This window comes from Streptomyces sp. NPDC029216 (assembly GCF_040648015.1).
Lineage (GTDB): Bacteria > Actinomycetota > Actinomycetes > Streptomycetales > Streptomycetaceae > Streptomyces.
In genome coordinates this window covers 1-16,884 of sequence record NZ_JBEZWL010000157.1, presented here as the reverse complement: position 1 = coordinate 16,884, position 16,884 = coordinate 1, and the positions used below count along the sequence as shown (strand labels likewise).

19 protein-coding genes and 4 pseudogenes are annotated in these 16,884 nt (G+C 69.8%); 10 read left to right on the top strand and 13 right to left on the bottom strand.

From position 1 onward, the window contains the following. The 3 genes from AB0F18_RS33645 to AB0F18_RS33635 all read right to left on the bottom strand — a co-directional run. Positions 1-155, bottom strand: a 155-nt coding sequence (locus tag AB0F18_RS33645; RefSeq protein ID WP_362065839.1) for a transposase, incomplete at its 3' end; no start/stop codon positions are given. 56 nt (positions 156-211) lie between these two features. After that, positions 212-466, bottom strand: coding sequence for a transporter substrate-binding domain-containing protein (locus AB0F18_RS33640; protein WP_362067557.1), 255 nt, complete (start codon positions 464-466; stop codon positions 212-214). A 205-nt stretch (positions 467-671) separates the two neighbouring features. Continuing rightward, on the bottom strand, positions 672-1,682 hold the full coding sequence (locus AB0F18_RS33635) for a YafY family protein (RefSeq protein ID WP_362067555.1): 1,011 nt from the start codon (positions 1,680-1,682) through the stop codon (positions 672-674). Between the two features lie 93 nt (positions 1,683-1,775). Here AB0F18_RS33635 and AB0F18_RS33630 point away from each other — a divergent pair, with 93 nt between their 5' ends. The 3 genes and pseudogenes from AB0F18_RS33630 to AB0F18_RS33620 all read left to right on the top strand — a co-directional run bounded on the left by AB0F18_RS33630 (position 1,776) and on the right by AB0F18_RS33620 (position 3,672). Next, the gene (locus tag AB0F18_RS33630; RefSeq protein ID WP_362067553.1) at positions 1,776-2,174 is read left to right on the top strand and encodes a VOC family protein; all 399 of its coding nucleotides are present in this window, start codon (positions 1,776-1,778) and stop codon (positions 2,172-2,174) included. Positions 2,175-2,197: 23 nt separating this feature from the next. Further along, positions 2,198-2,362: pseudogene (locus tag AB0F18_RS33625) on the top strand (integrase core domain-containing protein); the annotation flags it as partial. A gap of 45 nt (positions 2,363-2,407) precedes the next feature. Next, positions 2,408-3,672: pseudogene (locus AB0F18_RS33620) on the top strand (IS256 family transposase). Positions 3,673-3,904: 232 nt separating this feature from the next. On the opposite strand, the gene AB0F18_RS33615 reads toward AB0F18_RS33620, so the two are convergent. Beyond that, complete coding sequence (locus AB0F18_RS33615) at positions 3,905-4,228, bottom strand: multidrug efflux SMR transporter (RefSeq protein WP_079431394.1); 324 nt, start codon at positions 4,226-4,228, stop codon at positions 3,905-3,907. Then, complete coding sequence (locus AB0F18_RS33610; RefSeq protein ID WP_362067551.1) at positions 4,225-4,362, bottom strand: hypothetical protein; 138 nt, start codon at positions 4,360-4,362, stop codon at positions 4,225-4,227. Before AB0F18_RS33610 ends, AB0F18_RS33615 begins: the two co-directional genes overlap by 4 nt. Positions 4,363-4,476: 114 nt before the next feature. On the opposite strand from AB0F18_RS33610, the gene AB0F18_RS33605 reads away from it, so the two are divergent. Next, a complete protein-coding gene (locus AB0F18_RS33605) occupies positions 4,477-5,037 on the top strand; it encodes a helix-turn-helix domain-containing protein (protein WP_362067549.1) in 561 nt (186 codons plus the stop codon). Positions 5,038-5,124: 87 nt separating this feature from the next. Here the strand turns inward: AB0F18_RS33605 and AB0F18_RS33600 are convergent, their stop codons facing one another. The 3 genes and pseudogenes from AB0F18_RS33600 to AB0F18_RS33590 form a co-directional block, all read right to left on the bottom strand. After that, a complete protein-coding gene (locus tag AB0F18_RS33600) occupies positions 5,125-5,346 on the bottom strand; it encodes a hypothetical protein (protein ID WP_362067547.1) in 222 nt (73 codons plus the stop codon). Between the two features lie 15 nt (positions 5,347-5,361). Continuing rightward, complete coding sequence (locus tag AB0F18_RS33595) at positions 5,362-6,321, bottom strand: MerR family transcriptional regulator (RefSeq protein WP_362067545.1); 960 nt, start codon at positions 6,319-6,321, stop codon at positions 5,362-5,364. 329 nt (positions 6,322-6,650) lie between these two features. Then, positions 6,651-6,998: pseudogene (locus AB0F18_RS33590) on the bottom strand (MerR family transcriptional regulator); the annotation flags it as partial. Between the two features lie 16 nt (positions 6,999-7,014). Here AB0F18_RS33590 and AB0F18_RS33585 point away from each other — a divergent pair. Beyond that, a pseudogene (locus tag AB0F18_RS33585) lies at positions 7,015-7,804 on the top strand (IS5 family transposase); the annotation flags it as partial. On the opposite strand, the gene AB0F18_RS33580 reads toward AB0F18_RS33585, so the two are convergent. Continuing rightward, positions 7,799-8,062, bottom strand: coding sequence for a hypothetical protein (locus tag AB0F18_RS33580; protein WP_362067565.1), 264 nt, complete (start codon positions 8,060-8,062; stop codon positions 7,799-7,801). The pseudogene AB0F18_RS33585 and the gene AB0F18_RS33580 overlap by 6 nt on opposite strands. A gap of 244 nt (positions 8,063-8,306) precedes the next feature. Between AB0F18_RS33580 and AB0F18_RS33575 the strand changes: the two genes are divergently transcribed. Both AB0F18_RS33575 and AB0F18_RS33570 read left to right on the top strand, forming a co-directional pair. After that, positions 8,307-8,879, top strand: a complete 573-nt coding sequence (locus tag AB0F18_RS33575; protein ID WP_362067563.1) for a hypothetical protein — start codon at positions 8,307-8,309, stop codon at positions 8,877-8,879. After that, a complete protein-coding gene (locus tag AB0F18_RS33570; protein WP_362067561.1) occupies positions 8,794-9,246 on the top strand; it encodes an RICIN domain-containing protein in 453 nt (150 codons plus the stop codon). The genes AB0F18_RS33575 and AB0F18_RS33570 overlap by 86 nt, the downstream gene beginning before the upstream one ends. A 561-nt stretch (positions 9,247-9,807) precedes the next feature. Here AB0F18_RS33570 and AB0F18_RS33565 read toward each other — a convergent pair. Next, positions 9,808-11,157 (bottom strand): hypothetical protein, encoded by a 1,350-nt coding sequence (locus AB0F18_RS33565; RefSeq protein WP_362067543.1) that lies wholly within the window; start codon positions 11,155-11,157, stop codon positions 9,808-9,810. An 89-nt stretch (positions 11,158-11,246) separates the two neighbouring features. Here AB0F18_RS33565 and AB0F18_RS33560 point away from each other — a divergent pair, with 89 nt between their 5' ends. Together AB0F18_RS33560 and AB0F18_RS33555 are read left to right on the top strand one after the other, a co-directional pair. Beyond that, positions 11,247-11,492 carry a hypothetical protein gene (locus tag AB0F18_RS33560; protein WP_362067541.1) on the top strand — a complete coding sequence of 82 codons (246 nt, stop codon included), beginning with the start codon at positions 11,247-11,249 and terminating at the stop codon, positions 11,490-11,492. Between the two features lie 595 nt (positions 11,493-12,087). Beyond that, a complete protein-coding gene (locus AB0F18_RS33555; RefSeq protein ID WP_362067539.1) occupies positions 12,088-12,531 on the top strand; it encodes an RICIN domain-containing protein in 444 nt (147 codons plus the stop codon). A 573-nt stretch (positions 12,532-13,104) separates the two neighbouring features. Here AB0F18_RS33555 and AB0F18_RS33550 read toward each other — a convergent pair. Further along, a complete protein-coding gene (locus AB0F18_RS33550) occupies positions 13,105-14,373 on the bottom strand; it encodes a HEAT repeat domain-containing protein (protein WP_362067537.1) in 1,269 nt (422 codons plus the stop codon). 280 nt (positions 14,374-14,653) lie between these two features. Next, the gene (locus tag AB0F18_RS33545; protein ID WP_362067559.1) at positions 14,654-15,247 is read right to left on the bottom strand and encodes a hypothetical protein; all 594 of its coding nucleotides are present in this window, start codon (positions 15,245-15,247) and stop codon (positions 14,654-14,656) included. A 395-nt stretch (positions 15,248-15,642) separates the two neighbouring features. On the opposite strand from AB0F18_RS33545, the gene AB0F18_RS33540 reads away from it, so the two are divergent. Next, a complete protein-coding gene (locus AB0F18_RS33540) occupies positions 15,643-16,641 on the top strand; it encodes an endonuclease/exonuclease/phosphatase family protein (protein WP_362067535.1) in 999 nt (332 codons plus the stop codon). 17 nt (positions 16,642-16,658) lie between these two features. On the opposite strand, the gene AB0F18_RS33535 is transcribed toward AB0F18_RS33540, so the two are convergent. Further along, a partial coding sequence (locus AB0F18_RS33535; protein ID WP_362067533.1) for a transposase family protein occupies positions 16,659-16,884 on the bottom strand: 226 nt, incomplete at its 5' end.

The window sequence follows — 16,884 nt, the reverse complement described above, 5'->3', positions numbered from 1 at the left end:
GTCCGCAGCACATACATGACGCCGGCGAGTGCCACTCGGTCGGGAACACGCAGCCGCCCGGGGTGGCGCCGGCGCCGTTCGGGAGCGGGCGGCAGGAGCGGAGCCACCCGCTCCCACAGGTCGTCAGGAACAAGATCAGCACGCACTCTGGACACCCTGCCGACCAAGATCGTCGAGCACAAGGCCCACAGCTCAACTCATTCTGAAACGATCAGTAAGGCCGGGTGAAGTCCACGGACCTCTTGCGGTCCGCGCTCGCGTCGAGGTACGCGATCACCACGTCGACCTTGCGGATCTCCAGTGCCCGGATCAGCCCGACGAAATCCACGTCCTTCACGACGGCCCGGTCGCCCAGTTCTTCGGCGAGCGCCTGCGCCACGTCGTAGTCGAAACCCGCAATGCCGCCGGGCTGCATGTAGGCCATCGGAAGCATGTCCGCCGCGATGCCGAAGTTGATGTCAGCCATACCTACCCCTAAATCCGTGCCTCGCGTCCCGCGAGGAGCCAGGGGCCGAGCGTAGAGAGAAGCGGGGCGGACCCCCGCGTACCGCACCCAATGACTCAAACTCGCCCCCCACCTCGCCTAACTCCGGCCTCGGGGATCAACAGAGCAGCCGTAGTGCTGGTGCTGCCGCGGTGCTGGCTGGCCAGCGTGGTCTAGCTGTGCCGTCTCATGACATTGGTTCCTCGCTGTCAGCTTGGCGGGCGTAAGACGTGAGGCGATCGGCGAGCGCGATGACGAGGTCGCGTAGTTCATCGGGGCGCTCGATGACGAACGGACGGTCGAGTGAGGCGAGTATCCGAGGCAACCAGTCGAGCTGCTGCGCCCGTAGCTCGACGCGCAGCCAGTGCTCGGCCGCCGGGTCCTGGCCGGCCGCGGGCTCGTGCTCCTTCAGGCTCGCGACGCTGGCGGGGAGGTGCGCGCGGATCTTCTCAACTGTCCCGTGGATCCGCAAGGTCACCTCGTGCCGGTACTCGGCCGTGGCGAATCCTGACAACACGCGCTGTGCCGGACCGGGACCCACGGGCGCTTCGAATGAGCCGGGCAGGGTCCGCGCGTCTGCGATGCGATCGAGCCGGAAGGTTCGGTCCTCGCCGACCTGGGCGTCCTTGCCCGTCACGTACCACCGGCCCGCATGGGCGACGATCCCGTACGCGTGCAGTGTGCGTTCGCTGCGCCGTCCGTCGCGGTCGGTGTAGCGGATCGAGACCGGTCGGCGGTGGCGCACCGCATCGGCGATGGTGAGCAGGAGCCCGGCGTCCGGGTGGTCCAACTCGCCGGGCTGATCCGTGAAGGCGAGAGCTTCCAGGAGTGTGTCGAGCCGGCGGGCGATGTGCTTGGGCAGCACCCGCCGGATCTTCGCTGACGCCGTCTCGTTTGCCGTGCGCTGCGTCATCGTCAGCCCTGCCCGGCGGCCGGCGACCAGGCCGAGCAGCACGGCCAGCGCCTCGTCGTCGCTGAGCATGAGCGGAGGCAAGCGGTACCCGGGGGCGAGCCGGTACCCGCCGTAGCGGCCGCGCACCGACTCCACGGGCACGTCCAGGTCGATCAGCTGGTCCACATACCGCCGCACGGTGCGCCCTTCGACGCCGAGGCGGTCGGCGAGCTCGGCCACAGTCCGGGTGCCGCCCGACTGCAGCAGCTCCAGGAGTGTCAGCACGCGGCCGGTGGGTCGTGGCATGTTCGCAGCCTAACGCGAATACAGGACCGATTCTGTCCACTATTTCTCCTAGCCTGCGACGTGCACGCCTCCAGCACAGCCAAGGAGATTCCCATGGACTTCGTCTCGATCCGCATCATCACCAGCGACGTCGCACGCCTCGTCGAGTTCTACGAGCGAGCTACAGGGATGCAGGCGATACGGGCCACCGAGGACTTCGCCGAACTCAAGACCGCGGGCGCCACCCTCGCAATCGCCGGCACCCGCACCGTCCCGCTGTTCGCCCCGGGCTCTGCCCGCCCGGCGGACAACCACAGCGTGATCACCGAGTTCCTCGTCGACGACGTGGACCGCGTTCACCAGAACCTGACCGGCTTCGTCACCGACTTCGTCAACGAGCCCACCACGATGCCCTGGGGCAACCGGTCGCTGTTGTTCCGCGACCCCGACGGCAACCTCGTCAACTTCTTCACCCCCGTCACCCCGGAGGCCATCGAAAGGTTCGCACGCTGACGCCACGCACAGCCGCTCAGGAACGCAGGGCCGCGCTCGCGGACTTCCTCAACTACTACAACCACGAGCGCCCGCACTCCGTGCTCGGAGGCCGGCCACCCATCAGCCGTACCTCCGGCAGCGACTACCGCATCGTGTTCGACCAGCCACCGAATCCGTCGACAGGGCCTGTAAAAGGAACGGTGTAACTCCGATCATGGAGGATTGCACCTGTGACCAGCGAGAACATAGCCATGGCGCCTGAGGCTGGGGCCTCCTCGGCGGCTGTCGGTGATCGGTTCCTGGACGAGCTCGTGGCTCGGGCTCAGGCCGAGGGCCTGGAGCTGACGGGCGAGGGCGGTCTGCTCCAGCAGCTGACCAAGCGGCTGCTGGAGTCCGCTCTCCAGGGCGAGATGACGGACCATCTCGGCTACGACCGGCACGATCCCGCGGGCAAGAACGGCGGCAACTCGAGGAACGGCAAACGCTCCAAGACCGTGGTGAGCGACGTCGGCCCGGTCGAGATCGACGTGCCGCGGGACCGCGAGGGTGCGTTCGAGCCGCAGATCGTGAAGAAGCGTCAGCGCCGACTGACCGGCGTCGGACGAGATGGTCCTGTCGCTGTCGGCGAAGGGCCTGACCCACGGTGAGATCTCCGCCTATCTGGCCGAGGTCTACGGAGCTGAGGTCTCCAAGCAGACCATCTCGACGATCACCGATTCGGTGATGGAGGGCATGGCCGAGTGGCAGGCCCGCCCGCTCGACCGCGTCTATCCGGTCGTGTTCATCGACTGCATCAACGTGAAGATCCGCGATGGCCAGGTCGCCAACCGCCCCATCTACGTGGCCCTCGCGGTCACGGCCGAAGGCCACCGCGACATCCTCGGACTATGGGCCGGCGGCGAAGGCGGGGAAGGCGCCAAGCACTGGCTGCGGGTCTTGACCGAACTGAAAGACCGCGGTGTCGAGGACGTCCTGATGCTGGTCTGCGACGGCTTGAAGGGCCTGCCCGACGCGGTCGGCGAGGTCTGGCCCCAGACCGTCGTCCAGACCTGCGTCGTTCACCTGCTGCGGGCGTCGTTCCGCTATGCCGGCCGCCAGGACTGGGACAAGATCGCGAAAGCACTGAAGCCCGTCTATACCGCTCCGACCGAGGACGCGGCCACCAGCCGGTTCCTCGAGTTCTGTGAGGAATTGGGGGCAGAAGTATCCGGCGAGCGTGCGGTTGTGGGAGAACGCCTGGGCGGAGTTCGTCCCGTTCCTGCAGTTCGACGCCGAGATCCGGCGGATCGTCTGCACCACGAACGCGATCGAGTCCGTGAACGCCCGCATCCGCCGGGCGGTCAGGGCCCGTGGCCACTTCCCCTCGGAGAATGCGGCCATGAAGTGCGTCTACCTCGCGGTGATGTCCCTGGACCCGGCCGGCGCCGGCCGCAAACGCTGGACCACCCGCTGGAAGCGAGCCCTCCAGGCCTTCGACATCGCCTTCGACGGACGCCTCACCAACAACCGGCTCTGACCTGCAAACCGACCACGGTGACACCGTCTACTGGACAGGCCCCCCGCACGGACGCGACCCCGGCCACCGCCCGCTGGGAAGCCGGAACGGTCCTGACCGTCCTGGCCCGCCTCGCCGGCCTGGACCTCCTCGCCCGGATCCTCCACCAGCTCCCCGACGGCTGGGCACTCCTCTTCGGCCAGGCCCAGCTCCCGCGCCCCAGCCCGCCGCCTGAGCGCCGGTACCGGTCTCCTCACTCGGCCGGGGCGGTGGCGTGGGACAGTGCCACGCCGCCGATGATCAGGGCCAGGGCGAGGAGGCGGCCGAGGGACACCGGGTCCTTGTGGACCACGATGCCCAGGGTGATGGCGCCGGCCGCGCCGATCCCGGTGAAGACGGCGTAGGCCGTGCCGACCGGCAGGCCCTTCATCGCCAGGGACAGCAGGTAGACGGCGACGGCGGCGAGCGCGAAGCAGAGCAGCGTGGGCAGCGGGCGGGTGAACCCGGCCGTCGGTTTGATGCTCTGCGACCAGGCGACCTCCACCAGCCCGGCGGCGACGAGGAGGAGCCAGTTCACAAGGAGGCTCCCGTCTTGCGGGCAGCGACGCCACCCGGATGGGAGGCGCGCCAGGCGGCGGCGACCGCGTCCCCCGCCTCCCGCCTGGAGGAATGGCGGCGGGCGCTGGCATCGAGGTGCAGCAGCGTGGTCATGGCGGGGGTCCCCTCGCTATCGGCCGGAACATTAACCGGACACGGCGTCCGGTTATACCGGATGAGAGCCTCAACCGGACAGAGCGTCCACTTATTCCGGTAGGCTGAGGTCCCATGGGGACGAGGGAACGCGCGGACGCCGCCCGCAACCGGGCCAAGGTGCTCTCCGCCGCCGCCGAGCTGTTCGCCGCCGGCGATCCGCGGACGGTCACGATGGAGGACATCGCCCGGGCGGCCGACATCGGCCGCGGCACGCTCTACCGCCGCTACCCGGACGTCACGTCCATCGCCGCGGCCCTCCTCGACGAACACGAGCGCCGCCTGCAGGAAGAGCTGCTGCGCGGCGCTCCCCCACTGGGCCCCGGAGCGCCGCCGGCCGAGCGGCTCACCGCGTTCTACGCCGCCATGGTCGGCCTGCTGGAGAGCCACGGCCACCTCGTGCTGGGCGCCGAGACCGGCGAGAAGCGCTTCACCGTCGGGGCGTACGGCTTCTGGCGCGCCCACGTCCTCGCCCTGCTGCGCGAGTCCGGCGTCCCCGACCCGGAGGCCCTGGTGGACACCCTGCTCGCGCCGCTGGCACCGGAGGTCTTCCTCCAGCAGCGCGCACAGGGGGTGACGCCGGACCGGATCAAGGCGGCGCTGGGGCGGCTGGCGAGCGCGCTGACCGCCGACTGAACGAGCCGGCGGACCGTGCCGGCAGGGCGTGCGCGGGCCAGGCCCGGTACCCAGCGTTCGGCGATGGCCCGCGAGAGGCGTACCGGCCTAGCTTTCGGCCTTGGCTGCCCTCGTGCGGCCCTGGGCCCAGGCGGCCAGCGTGGCGCCGACGACGGTGATGCCGATGTAGACGGTCATCGTGGCGGGGAATCCGCCCGGCAGCCAGCTGAGGAAGCCGGCGTTGCCGGGGTCGATCAGTTGGCGTATCGCCCCCTGCCCGCCCACGACGAGGAGGGCCAACCCAAGGATCTGTACGAGCTGGTACTTCACGTCACCCTCCGTGCGTCAGGACGTGCTTGCCGTGGCGGTAGCACGGCGGCGCCCGTAGGTGGTGAACCAGGTGTATACGGGGGCCAGCGTGGGTGACGGTGGCCAGCCGTTGACCGTTGCCACGAGCTGCCAGTAGCGCTCGCAGTACGGATCAGTGGCAGGCTGCAGCCGAGCGAGGAGCCAGCGGCGTAGATCATCGTCGCCCGCGTCGTGGAAGGCATGGCAGTAGAGGCCTGCGAGTGTGTCCGCGACCGAGGCCGTCCGCGTCGCCGTGGGGAGAATCCCCGCGGATCCGGCTTCGTCGATGCGCGCGCGCATCGCCTCGTTGAGAGCGTTGTTCGCATCCATGGTGTCATGCACCGTCGGCGTCTGTGCTTGCTCCTGGGCCGTCTGCCGGAGCGCCGCACGGAAGTCGGGGTCGCCGCAGAGCTCGGCGAGCTCCAACCAGGCCTCGACCTGTTCGGACGTCGGATCGTCAGGGAGCTGGGGGAGGGCGGAGCGCATCAGGCCCGCGAACTCCGGGTTGGAGCGGACACCTTGAAAGGTGTCGTCAACGAAGTCGGCCAACAGGCGACGGTGTCGTGCCTGGGAGAGTGCCGCGAGTCGGTGCATGAAGTCGATCTCCAGGTGGGTGGGGTCACGGCGGGCGACTGCGTGGAGGACCGCGCGGCGCAGTCGCAGGGTGCGGATCTGCACGTCCAGCGCGTCCACGTGTGCTTGCGCGACGTCAGGCAGGGATGTCTCCCTGTCCAGCACGCTGCGCACACTGCTCAGATCGACCCCGAGATCGCGCAGCGTGCGGACCAGGTGCAGGCGTGCAAGCGCGTCGGGGCCGTAGAGCCTGTAGCCGGCGGGACTCCGGCGGGTCGGCGGGACGATGCCGCGATCGGAGTAGAACCGGATGGCCTTCACCGTCAGGCCGGTCATTCGGGAAAGCTCTCCGATGCCGTAGAGCGTTTCGCTGTCGCTGTGCATGCCCTTAGCTTGATGTCTCCCCTGGGGGGAGGCTCAACACCCGGGCGGGCGGGGCGGTCACCGGTGAGCCGCTACCGGTTCGCGGTCGGTCAGGCGGTGGTCGACCACGACCGCCAGGCCCGCGGCGAAGCCGTTGGTGTCTGCGCCTGGCGGGCGCCGCGTCGGGGTCCCCGTGGATCGCCCGCACCCTCGCCTGCGAATCGCTCGGCGCCCCGCCGGCCGCCGCCCCCGGGGAGGACGCGCCGGCCGTTGCGGCGCGGGTCGCGGTCGACGCGCCCGAGGGCGGTGACGAGGAAGAGCAACCCGGGTCAGGCCGGACCCGTGTCCCTTCAAGCGATGAGCAAGCGGAGGCCGAGATCTGCCGCGTCGAGGTCGGCGAGGTCGCTGTTGCGCTCGGCCCACCGGCCGGAACGGAGGTCGTCACCGAGGCTGCGCACCGCCCGCTGCTCGGCCTCCGGCCCGTCCTTCGTCCACACCGACACCGCACGGCGCACGTGATCCTCCAGATACGCTCCCGGGCGGCGCCGGTACGCGTCGAACCGGCCGTCGGCGCAGTCCCGCGGGATGGGCACCGGCTCGGCGCGGGCGCCGGTCGCGCCGGCCATCCCCGCGAGCGAGGGGAAGCCGGCGAGGACGCCGGCGAACTCGGGCAGGTAGTCGCGCGTGAGCCAGAACCGGCCTAAGGCGTGTCTGATGATTGATCTTGTGGCAGGTAGAGGTGAGTTGACGGACGCGGCGTGGGAGCGGATAGGGCCCTTGTTGCCGCAGGTGGACGGGCGTGGTCGGCCGTGGCGTGATCACCGGCAGGTGGTCAATGGTGTGCTGTGGCGGTTGCGGACCGGGGCTCCGTGGCGGGACCTGCCGGAGCGGTATGGGCCGTGGCAGACCGTCTACGAGCGGTTCGCCCGCTGGGAGGCGGACGGCACGTGGGCAAGGCTGCTGGAGCATGTGCAGGTCCGTGACGACGCGGTGGGCCGGGTCGAGTGGACCGTCGCCGTCGACTCCACGGTCAACCGGGCCCACCAGCACGGCGCACGCAAAAAGGGGCCGCAGACGGGGACGAACTGGAAGATCCGGGCCGCTCGCAGACGCGCCAGGCCCTCGGCGGGTCCCGAGGCGGGCTGACCACCAAGGTCCACCTCGCCGTCGACGGCCGGGGCCTGCCCCTGTCCATCGTGCTCACGCCCGGCAACGTCAACGACGCCACCGCGTTCGGCCAGGTCCTCGACGGGATCCGCGTCCCGCGAGCCGGCGCCGGCCGCCCGCGCACGACACCGGCCCGGGTCCTGGGCGACAAGGCCTGCTCCAGCCGGGCGATCCGGCACCTGCTGCGGAGTCGGGGCAACGATGCTTCGCGCGCCTCAAGCAGTTCCGCGCGATCGCGACCAGGTTCGACCAGCTCGCCGACCGCTACCGCGCCGGAGTCGTCCTGGCCTCACTGATCCTCTGGCTCCGCGAACCAGTCCGTGATCCTTTGTCAGACACTGCCCAGCGCCATCGACTTGCCGCTGCTGGGCACCCCGGTGAGCGACCCACCGGAGACCGGAATGGGGAGGAAGGCTGCGGCGGCAGCCTCGAAGTGGGGCAGGGTCACGCCCGACGTGGTGACCCTCCAGCCTTCGCGAGTGATGGTGACAGCAGCGCCGCGTCCGAGGTCAAGCACCAGGCCCTGCTCGGGGAGAGAGCCCAGCGGCGCCACACGCAGACGGTCCGCTGGTGTATCGCGGTCCGTGTCCTTCACGTGTTCGATCCTCACGTGGAATGGGACCGCGGACTGAGTCCCCGGTCGGTACAACGAGTGCGGACACCGAAAGCATCGCGGAAACGCCCGCGGCTGGAGCAGGAATGCACCACTGCGCCACCAGCGCCCCTTTGAGGGGCTGGGGAGGCAGCTCGGCATCCAGGGGATCACCGAGCGTCATGTCCGGCGATGCGCGACAATCGCCTTCCGGGTGTCGATACCCGGCTTATGCAAGGCGGGGGCGATGGAGGACGTACGGGCGTTGCTGGCTGAGTACGGGCAACTCCGCGGCGACGGACTCTCAGCTGCGGACCGGCACCGGCTCCTTGTCGACGTCGTGGCGGCCCTCGTGCGGCGCACCGATGCCGAGGCGGTCGTCGACCACGGATCGCCTGAGGAACCGGCGGTCTACTTCGAACTGGCCGGGCGTGACTACGCAGTCACGGTGACGTCCGCCTCAGGCACCGACGCGGTCGATGCGGCGAGGGCCGCTGTGCGTGCCCGGGAATGCGCCGAGATCCGGCCCGGTGAACGGTGGGTGCTGGTGTGCGCGGCGACACCCGGCAGCGCGATGGACGACGCGCTGCGCTCGGTCCTGGGATCGAGAGGCGTCCTGCTGGACCGGGACCATCTTGAAGCTGCCGTATGTGACCTGGTGCGGTTCGCGGTGCTGGTCCGTGCCGCCTTCCGTCGGCCGCGGACGTGCAGCCGCGCCGCAGGCCGGCGCGGCGGTGGCCCCGGCGGCCGCTGCTGGGGTCGGCCCGTTCCAGGTCAGGAACCAGGGCACGGGCCGCTGTCTGGGCTTCCCGTCCGGTGACGACCGTGTACGGGTGTGGGACTGCACCAGGGAGGCGTACCAGCTCTGGGACCTCGTGGCCGACGGCCGGGGCCGCCACCACATGGTGAACCGCCGGAATGGCGAGTGCCTGGCGGGCTATGCGCAGGGCCCGAGCGGCTGGGCGACCTGGCTGTCGCGGTGTGACAGCAGCTTCACCAACGTCGACCAGCTCTGGTACGTCGACCCGGCGACCCAGTCCGACCCGGGCCGCATCGCGAACCTCTTCGGCCGTGTCCTGGAGCCCGACCGCGGCTGGAACGGCGCGAATGAGTCTCCGGTCGTAACCAACGACAACCAGGGACTGCCGAACCAGAAGTGGACCCTCACATACGTCATGGGAACCTAGTCCGGTCCAGGTGCGGCCCTCGCTTCGCAGCGCGGTTGCGGAGGCCGCCGAGCCCACGGTGCGCCCTGGGGACGACGCGACTGCGCGGGCCGAGCTGCACACGGCAGCCGCCAGGGCCCTTGAGGCCGCCGGTGAAAGGCCGGGGACCGATGTGCGGGCCGAGCTGGCCGCCGTCCGTGCGGGGTGCCGCGCGCGGCTGTCGCCGTCGGACTGCGCGTTCCCGGCGCCTTCTGACCTGGGCCGGAGGGTCGGCTGTCCGGAGGGTGGGAACATTCCGGTTTGGTTGACCGTTCATCCACGTGTGGGGTGCGGGGAGGGACTGTGTCCCCGGGCCTGACCTATGCCTGTGGGGAAGATCGTTCGGCTGAAGCCCTGCAGAGCCCTCCGCCGCGAGGCGACCACCCTTCCCGCCCCTCATCTTGACCGCACCGCCTCACGCGGGCAGCGGACCCCTGCGGCACCGCGGTGCCGAACGGGCCGTCGTGCCCCGCTGTCCGATGGCGTGCCGTCCTCCCGGCAGTGCCGTGTCGGCGAGCTTGCTACACGGCCGGCCGCCGCAGCTCACACGAGGCGGGCGCCGAGGAGAACGGCGAGAAGCGCGAGAGTCGGCAGCGCTCCCGCCCGGGCGCGTGGGGGAGCCGTGTAGTTCGGCTGGGCGGCCCGGGCCGGCTGCCGCGCGTTCTTGTCTTCCCGGTGAGGAAGAGGCGCGGGCGGGGCCGCCGGTGTGTGCAGGGACGGTTCGCCGTCCACCGGGGTGAGGACAGGGCCGGCAGTCCACTGCTCAGGGCCCCATGCGCCATAGGTGCTTGTGTCGTAGGGGTCAGCCGCCCAGGCTTCGTAGCCGTATGCGTCGTGTTGGCGCTCGGGGCGCGCGGTCGCGTCTTCCTGGTAACCGTGCGGGGCGGGCTGGGTGCCCGCGAAGTCGTACCCGAACAGTGCGTCGTAGGTGAGCTGGTCGGGGGTCCAGTAGCCGTATCCGTACGGCTCGGCGTTCGGCGGTTCCTGCGGGGGGACCCACTGGGGAGGGCTCGCCGCTTCGACGGGTTCCGTGGCCGCTGCCGCCGTTTCGGCGGTGGGGATGTAGACGTATTGCGGCGTGTGCGCGTGGCTGAGCTGCGTTGCCGGGGTGGCAACGGCGGGCTTCTCCTGGAGGAGCCGGAGGTTCTGCTCGCGCACGACGCCGACCTCCGTCCGGAGCAGGCCGGCCTGCTCCTTCTGCTCTGTGAGTTCGCCTTCGATGGTGCGGATGTAGTCCCCGGCCTTGCGCATGCTCCGGTCCTGCACCGTGACACGCTCCTGGAGGAACTGGCAGGTGCGCTCCGCGCGCTGCGCGCGGGCCAGAGCCTGCCTGAGGTCTTCGGTGAGGCGCTCCGCCCGCTGTTCCAGACCGTGCAGCTGCTGCTTGGCGATCCACTGGGCTCGCTGGTGCTCGGCGCACGCGCGGGCCAGCTCTTCCTTTAGATGGTCGCGCTGGACGGCGGCGGCCCCGCTGGCGAGGTGTGCCTTGCCGCACAGCTCCTCCAGCTCGGCCCAGACCCCGTCGGGACTGGAAAGGGACCGTGCTTCGAGGAAGGTTTTGATGGCATGCAGCTTCTCCCGGGGGGCGATCCGTTCCCCGCTCAGGTACCGCGAGACGCTGGCCGTGGATGTGCCCAGGGCTGTGGCGATCGCCGTCTGGGTGCCGCCGCCGGCGAGGTAGCCGTCCAAGGCCTTTCGCAGCGCGGTCGCGTACGCGTACGCGACCGTCCCCTCGGGTGCGCCCATCGCCTGCCCTTCCTCGGGAAATGCGCTGTCCACCAGCGCGATTGCCCGATTGTCACGCAGGCCGTGACACCCCTGGAACGCCTCGTGGAGGCGGCCGGATTCTTGCCGATCGCGATGTAACATCCGTTCCCTCTCCCGCAAGATCATCGCCTCCCCGAGGCTGAAGCTGGCCCGCGGATCCGACTGCGAGCCGCCGTCCGCGGACCGCCCGCGGGACCTCACGGGAGGGAACCCCTATGCCCGCCAACACCCCGCAACCCCAGCCCGAGCCCGTGGCCCCGGCTCAGCGGCCGCCCGCGGGAGGCCCGGGTCCAGACCCGCTTGTCCTGCTGCTCCTGGCCTTTGTCGTCCTCCTGTTCCTGGGCGGTGTCGGGTACGTGGTCGCCGCGCACCCGAATCTGACCGAGCCGGTCATGGCCGTCGCGGCCGTCGCCGCCCCGCTGACGGCCGTCCTGATCGCCGTACTCCTGCGGCGCCGTTGACGACACCCGGCACGAAGCCGAGGGGGCGCTGCACGCGGCGCCCCCACCCCTGGAGCGCGGACACGAAGTCCGCAGCTCACCAGCAGAAACAGCGCGGACCGCCACCACCGGCGGTCCGCGCCGCCGCATGCCCGGGCCCGCCGGATCGAATCAGCCGAACGAGTGAACATCGTCCTCGCGTACGCGTACGCGGCTTGTGCAGCACGCCCCCAACCTGCCCTGACATCCGCCCCGGGCAGGGAAACGGCGGAGGTCACCAGCGCGGTGACCTCCGCCGCGTGTTCCCTGGAGGTGCGAGACGCACGGTAGGTGTCACCTGCGGCAGCTGTCGACCTGCGTTTTCGCGTCAGTGAGGCGTCGTAGTTATCACCGGCAATGGGGTCCCACGGAGCAACTGCCACCGGACACACCACGGAAGGCACCGGAGGACGCTTCCACCGAGACGGTCGGACACCGGGAGGCATTTGCTGTACTCCTGAAGGGTGGTGCAAGCCTTTCCGACCCTCTGTCGCGCGTTGGCAGGGAAGGGATTCGTCTGGCCCAAGAGATCAGCGGCGACCCGCCCGGGCGCCGCGTGTCAGAAGTGGAGTCGTCCATGGCACCCGTACCGAACGGCACCTACACGATCACCCGCCCTCGCGAGCAACTGCTCACGCTGCTGGACGGGGCATCGGAACCCAAGACACCCGTTGTCCTGCTGCCGCCCACCGGCAACCCCGGCGAGCAGGAATGGCAGCTGGAGAAACTCGGCAACGGCAACTGCACGATCCGCAATCTCCGCAGCGAAACCTATGTCTCCTACGACGGCGACCCGGAGACGAACAAGCCGGTCGTCGGATACCCCGAGCCCCGCGAGTGGGCGCTCTACCAGAGCGACCAGCCGCACACCTTCCACGTCGTCGTCCCCGGAGGCCCCGTCGACGGCGAGGAGCTGGCCCTGGACCTCAGCCTGCTGCGGATCTTCCCGCCCCGTATCGCCCTGAGGCCGCTCGACGTCAGCGACCGAAGCCAGGCGTGGACCTTCCAGTTCATGGAGTAGAGGCGTGAACCGGGTGCCCGGGTCGGCAGCCGACCCGGGCACCGCCCCGAAAGCGCAGCCCTGCTCACTACAGCGCTGTCTGGCCGGAGGTGATCGAAGCTGCGGCCCCGCCGGAGCTCCCGACGTACATCTGACTCGGCTGCGCCCACTAACCGTTTGGGCGGTTTGGTTGACCGGGGTGTGCCACCCCTGCAAAGCCACTGAAGGGGGGTTTGTCAGACGTCACGCGGCAGATGAGGGTCTTGGGATCGTAGTTGCGTCACCTGAGGATGGGGATATCGTCCAGGACTCCCGAGAGGAGCCCTGCGATGTCGTTGAGATCGCAGTAGAAGCCCGCGCCGGGTTCGGTGGTGCAGAGAATGGGGATGCTGGAGGCTCGGTGGCCGGCCGCTGTGGCCGCACACAGCACGACGGCTTCCCCTGGGGGGAGAAGGTCCCGGCCTGCACGCTCTGGAAAGGCGGCGAACGCACCGGCTGAGACCAGCCGACTGGGAACAGGCTGTGGGGGGCGCGCCGCCGGCGGTTCGGTCAGGCCGTAGAGCCCGTAGCACCTGCTAGGCCAAGGCGGGGGCGTCAGGGGCGGTCGCGCCGCCACTCGTAGCGCCATGCCGCGTCGAGGTAGCCCTCCTCTTCCAGGGAACCGCGCTGCGGCGGGCCGAGAAGGCGTGCTGCTTCCACGCAGCGTTCGTCGTTGTGGAGGGCGAGTCCGTAGACGGCGGCTAGCTGGACCAAGCGGTCCGCGTCGCCCAGCACAGCGGCCATGGCATCGGGGAGGACGGGATCGTTGTCCCTGGCCTCGGCAACCGTGCAGCAGGCAGTCTTGCGCACCACGGCGTCCGGATCGGCTATCAGCCGCAGCAGTGCCTTGCGAGCGTCGCCAGACAAGGCCGGCGGCGACGACCACTCGCCGAATCCCTGCGCCACCGCACGCCGTACTCGGGCATGGGGATGGCCGGCATGGGGCAGAAGAGCCGCCTCCGCGCGGGGATCGATGTGTTCACCAAGAGCGACCAGCACCTCGGTGAGCACGGCGATGTCCGTCTCCTCGGCCGACCAGTCCGTGAACATGTCCAGAGCGGGACCAGCAAACGCGTCCTCGTCGCTGTCGTCGAACAGATGGGTCAGCCGGAGCACCTCAGCACCGAACAATCGGCGGGACGCGTCCGGGTCCGTCCGCAGCGCTGCGGCAGCTGTCCAGGTCGCCTCATCGCGTCGGCCGCCCAACAGGATGGTGACACTGTTCCATGTCGAGTGGTTCTCCTGGTCGGCGTGGGCCAACGCGCGGTCCATCAGCTCCTCGAACGAGGTCCGGACCCCGAGCAGTTCCTCGGCAAACGTGAGGATCGCCCCATGGCCGTCTCGCACGGTCATGCCACCAAGGGTGAACTCGTCGACGCTGTCGTACTCGCTGTCTTGAACCTGCGTACGGACGATGGCATCCCGGGATCCTGTACGGCGTCGCAGTTCGGCCTCGGCCCCCGTCTCGTGCCAGCGGCGTGCGAGGTCCCGCGCCTCCAGGAGCTCGGTCTCGGGATATCTGCTCCGGATCTCGTGGCCCAGGAGCGCCTCAAAGAGAGCGGGCGAACCCGAGTCGACCCCCTCACTCAAGGGGATGAGGTCCTCGGGCCTGCTCTGGCCGGAGTCCGCACCGTACTGGAGCAGCAGTTGGGCGATGTGCCCGGCGTGCATCCGGACGGCCAGGCAGAACGCGGCGTCCAGGTAATCGGGGTCGCTGTTCTCCCGGAGAAGGGTCCTCACCAAGTCGGTGTCTCCAGCCCGGACCGCCGAGATCACGGCGCACTCGCCGTCCACCGGATTGCTCGTACCCGTACCCACTCCCATGACCCTGCTCCCCCGTAGCGCTCTCGCAGCTCAGTGTAGATCTGCCGGATCGGTCCGACGGGGGGAGCAAAGCTGGCACCGCCCGGCGGGCTTCCCTGACGACCGGATCAGTGCACGGCGTGTGCAGCTCACCGCAATGCGCGACATGTCCGCCCGCCACGCGACCGTGCACCTTGGGATGCCCGACTTCCGCACCAGTGCCGGCCGACTCCCCTCGAACTCCGGCGGTGACTGACGACCATCGCACGACCGGCCGCCTTGCACAGGATCACGCAGGGATTCAGCTGTGGGGCGGCAAAACCTCGATGACCGTGGCCGTGCCGGCAACAGGCCGGGTCTCGTGCATCGTGATCACGTCACCGCACTTCAGATGCCTCCACTGCTCGGGGCTCAGAGGGGCCAACCGAACGTCGGCGGTCTCTCCCGGGCCGAGCTCCTCCGCGAACTCCACCCACACCCGTGCGACGTTCAGCTCTCGTTCCCCACCGGTGGTGCGGTTGCCGATGTCCCACATCGGTCTGAGTCTGCCGTCCCCGGCAAAGGCACTCCGGCGTCCGCCATTCTTTGCCTCTGGGAGACTCAGTGTCGCCCTGACCGTGCCGTGCCGGACTTCCCAGCCCCGCCACTCACACCAGCGCCGGCTGCGGTCGAGCATCATCTGCCGGGCGGCCTCGGCGAGAAGCTCCCAGAAATCCAGGGAGATCGGATGGACATCTCCGAACTCGGTGAGAAGGCCGAGCACCATCTCCCACTCCTGGCGCCTGATGTCCTCGCGAACATCCCCGACTGTCACGCCGTTCTCTGTCGTGGCGTCCTCGGGCAACAGGTCAACGGCTTGCCGAAGGAGTGTGAACGCGTCATCCATGAGCCGGATTCTCCCCGGCTTTGGGCACCTTGCCACAGCCGAGCACCAGGACCCACCGACGCGACACGCCCGGATGTGTGGACGGTCACGTATTTCCCCAGTCAGAAGTTCTCGCGTTTCCCCAGGGGGATCCCGGAGTCGGCTCCGTCGGCACCAGCCGCCCGTCGGAGCCGCCCTTCCTTGTGACGCGCTTCGGCTGCCCGGCCTACACCTGGATCGCCGCCTCCCCGAGAACGCCATAGGTTCCGGCGAGAATGCAGGCAGTTGTCCGGTTTTTAACCGAAAGGACTGCCCGCATGACTCGTCGCTGGTTCACATCCGCCCTGTGCGCGCTCGCACTCCTGGCGCCAGGGTCGCTCGGCGCGGCTTCGGCCTCCGAGGGCGGGGGGACCCCTTTGCGGGTCATGACCCGCAACCTCTACCTGGGCGCAGACCTCGCGCCCGTCCTCGCCGCGACCACCCCGCAGGGGCTCGTCGCCGCGGTGACCGCGGTGTGGGCGAACGTCCAGGCGACGAACTTTCCCGAGCGTGCCGAGGCGCTGGCCGACGAGATCGCCGAAAGCGATCCCCACCTCGTGGGCCTCCAGGAAGCCGTGCTGTGGCGCAGCCAGACGCCCGCCGGGCCGGGCAGCGCCACCCACGTCGAGTACGACTTCCTGCAGATCCTTCTCGACGAGCTCTCCGCCCGGGGCAAGCACTACAAGGCCGTGGCCAGCGTCACCGTCGGCAGCGACTTCGAGGCCCCGCGCTCCACGCCCAGCGGCCTGCAGGACATCCGCCTCACCGACCGCGACGTACTCCTGGCCCGCACCGACCTGCCCGCACACAAGTTCTCCGTGGCGAACGCGCAGGCCGCCCGGTTCCAGAACCACGTGCCCATCTGCCGCCCCGTGCTGGGCTGCCCGCCCAACCCGCCGCTACGGATCGAGCGCGGCTGGGTCGGGGCCGACGCCACGCTACGAGGCCGCACCACCCGGGTGGTGACCACTCATCTCGAGCCCGCCGCCCCCGCCGTCCAGGAAGCACAGACCGATGAACTGCTCGCGGGCCCGCTGAACACCACGCTCCCCGCCGTGCTGCTGGGCGACCTCAACTCGGCGGCCGGCGGAGTCGGTGCGACACCGGGAACGAACACCCAAAGCTACAGCCGCCTCCTGGCCGCCGGCTTCACTGATGCTTGGACCTCCACCCGCCACCGCAACCCCGGCTACACCTGCTGCCAGGCCCCCGACCTGCGCAACCCCGCCTCCACCCTCACCCAGCGCATCGACTACGTACTCTTCCGCGGCAAGGTCACCACAGTGTCGACCAACCGGGTGGGCGACGCCCAGACCGACCGCACCCCGTCAGGCCTGTGGCCCTCCGACCACGCCGGCGTCAGCGCTGTGCTCCGACTGCGTTGAGTGAGGCTTTTCCAACCTCAGGTTGTGGCGTGGTGAAGGACGAGGAGGGCCTTCACGATGTCGGTGATGCGGTTGGTGCTGCAGCGGAGCTTCCGCAGCGGGCGCCAGCCCTTGAGGGTGGCCATGGCCTGCTCGCCGACGCAGCGGATCTTGGCGTGGGTGGTGTTGTGCCGCCGCTTCCAGCCTTTGGGACGGCGGCCTCGGAAGGGAACGCGGACACCGCGGCCGGCGCCTTGGTATGCC

Coding starts and splice junctions, on each gene's coding strand:
- AB0F18_RS33640 (WP_362067557.1), bottom strand. CDS start 466: ATGGCTGACATCAACTTCGGCATCGCGGCGGACATGCTTCCGATGGCC.
- AB0F18_RS33635 (WP_362067555.1), bottom strand. CDS start 1,682: ATGCCACGACCCACCGGCCGCGTGCTGACACTCCTGGAGCTGCTGCAG.
- AB0F18_RS33630 (WP_362067553.1), top strand. CDS start 1,776: ATGGACTTCGTCTCGATCCGCATCATCACCAGCGACGTCGCACGCCTC.
- AB0F18_RS33610 (WP_362067551.1), bottom strand. CDS start 4,362: ATGACCACGCTGCTGCACCTCGATGCCAGCGCCCGCCGCCATTCCTCC.
- AB0F18_RS33605 (WP_362067549.1), top strand. CDS start 4,477: ATGGGGACGAGGGAACGCGCGGACGCCGCCCGCAACCGGGCCAAGGTG.
- AB0F18_RS33595 (WP_362067545.1), bottom strand. CDS start 6,321: ATGCACAGCGACAGCGAAACGCTCTACGGCATCGGAGAGCTTTCCCGA.
- AB0F18_RS33575 (WP_362067563.1), top strand. CDS start 8,307: ATGGAGGACGTACGGGCGTTGCTGGCTGAGTACGGGCAACTCCGCGGC.
- AB0F18_RS33565 (WP_362067543.1), bottom strand. CDS start 11,157: ATGATCTTGCGGGAGAGGGAACGGATGTTACATCGCGATCGGCAAGAA.
- AB0F18_RS33560 (WP_362067541.1), top strand. CDS start 11,247: ATGCCCGCCAACACCCCGCAACCCCAGCCCGAGCCCGTGGCCCCGGCT.
- AB0F18_RS33555 (WP_362067539.1), top strand. CDS start 12,088: ATGGCACCCGTACCGAACGGCACCTACACGATCACCCGCCCTCGCGAG.
- AB0F18_RS33550 (WP_362067537.1), bottom strand. CDS start 14,373: ATGGGAGTGGGTACGGGTACGAGCAATCCGGTGGACGGCGAGTGCGCC.
- AB0F18_RS33540 (WP_362067535.1), top strand. CDS start 15,643: ATGACCCGCAACCTCTACCTGGGCGCAGACCTCGCGCCCGTCCTCGCC.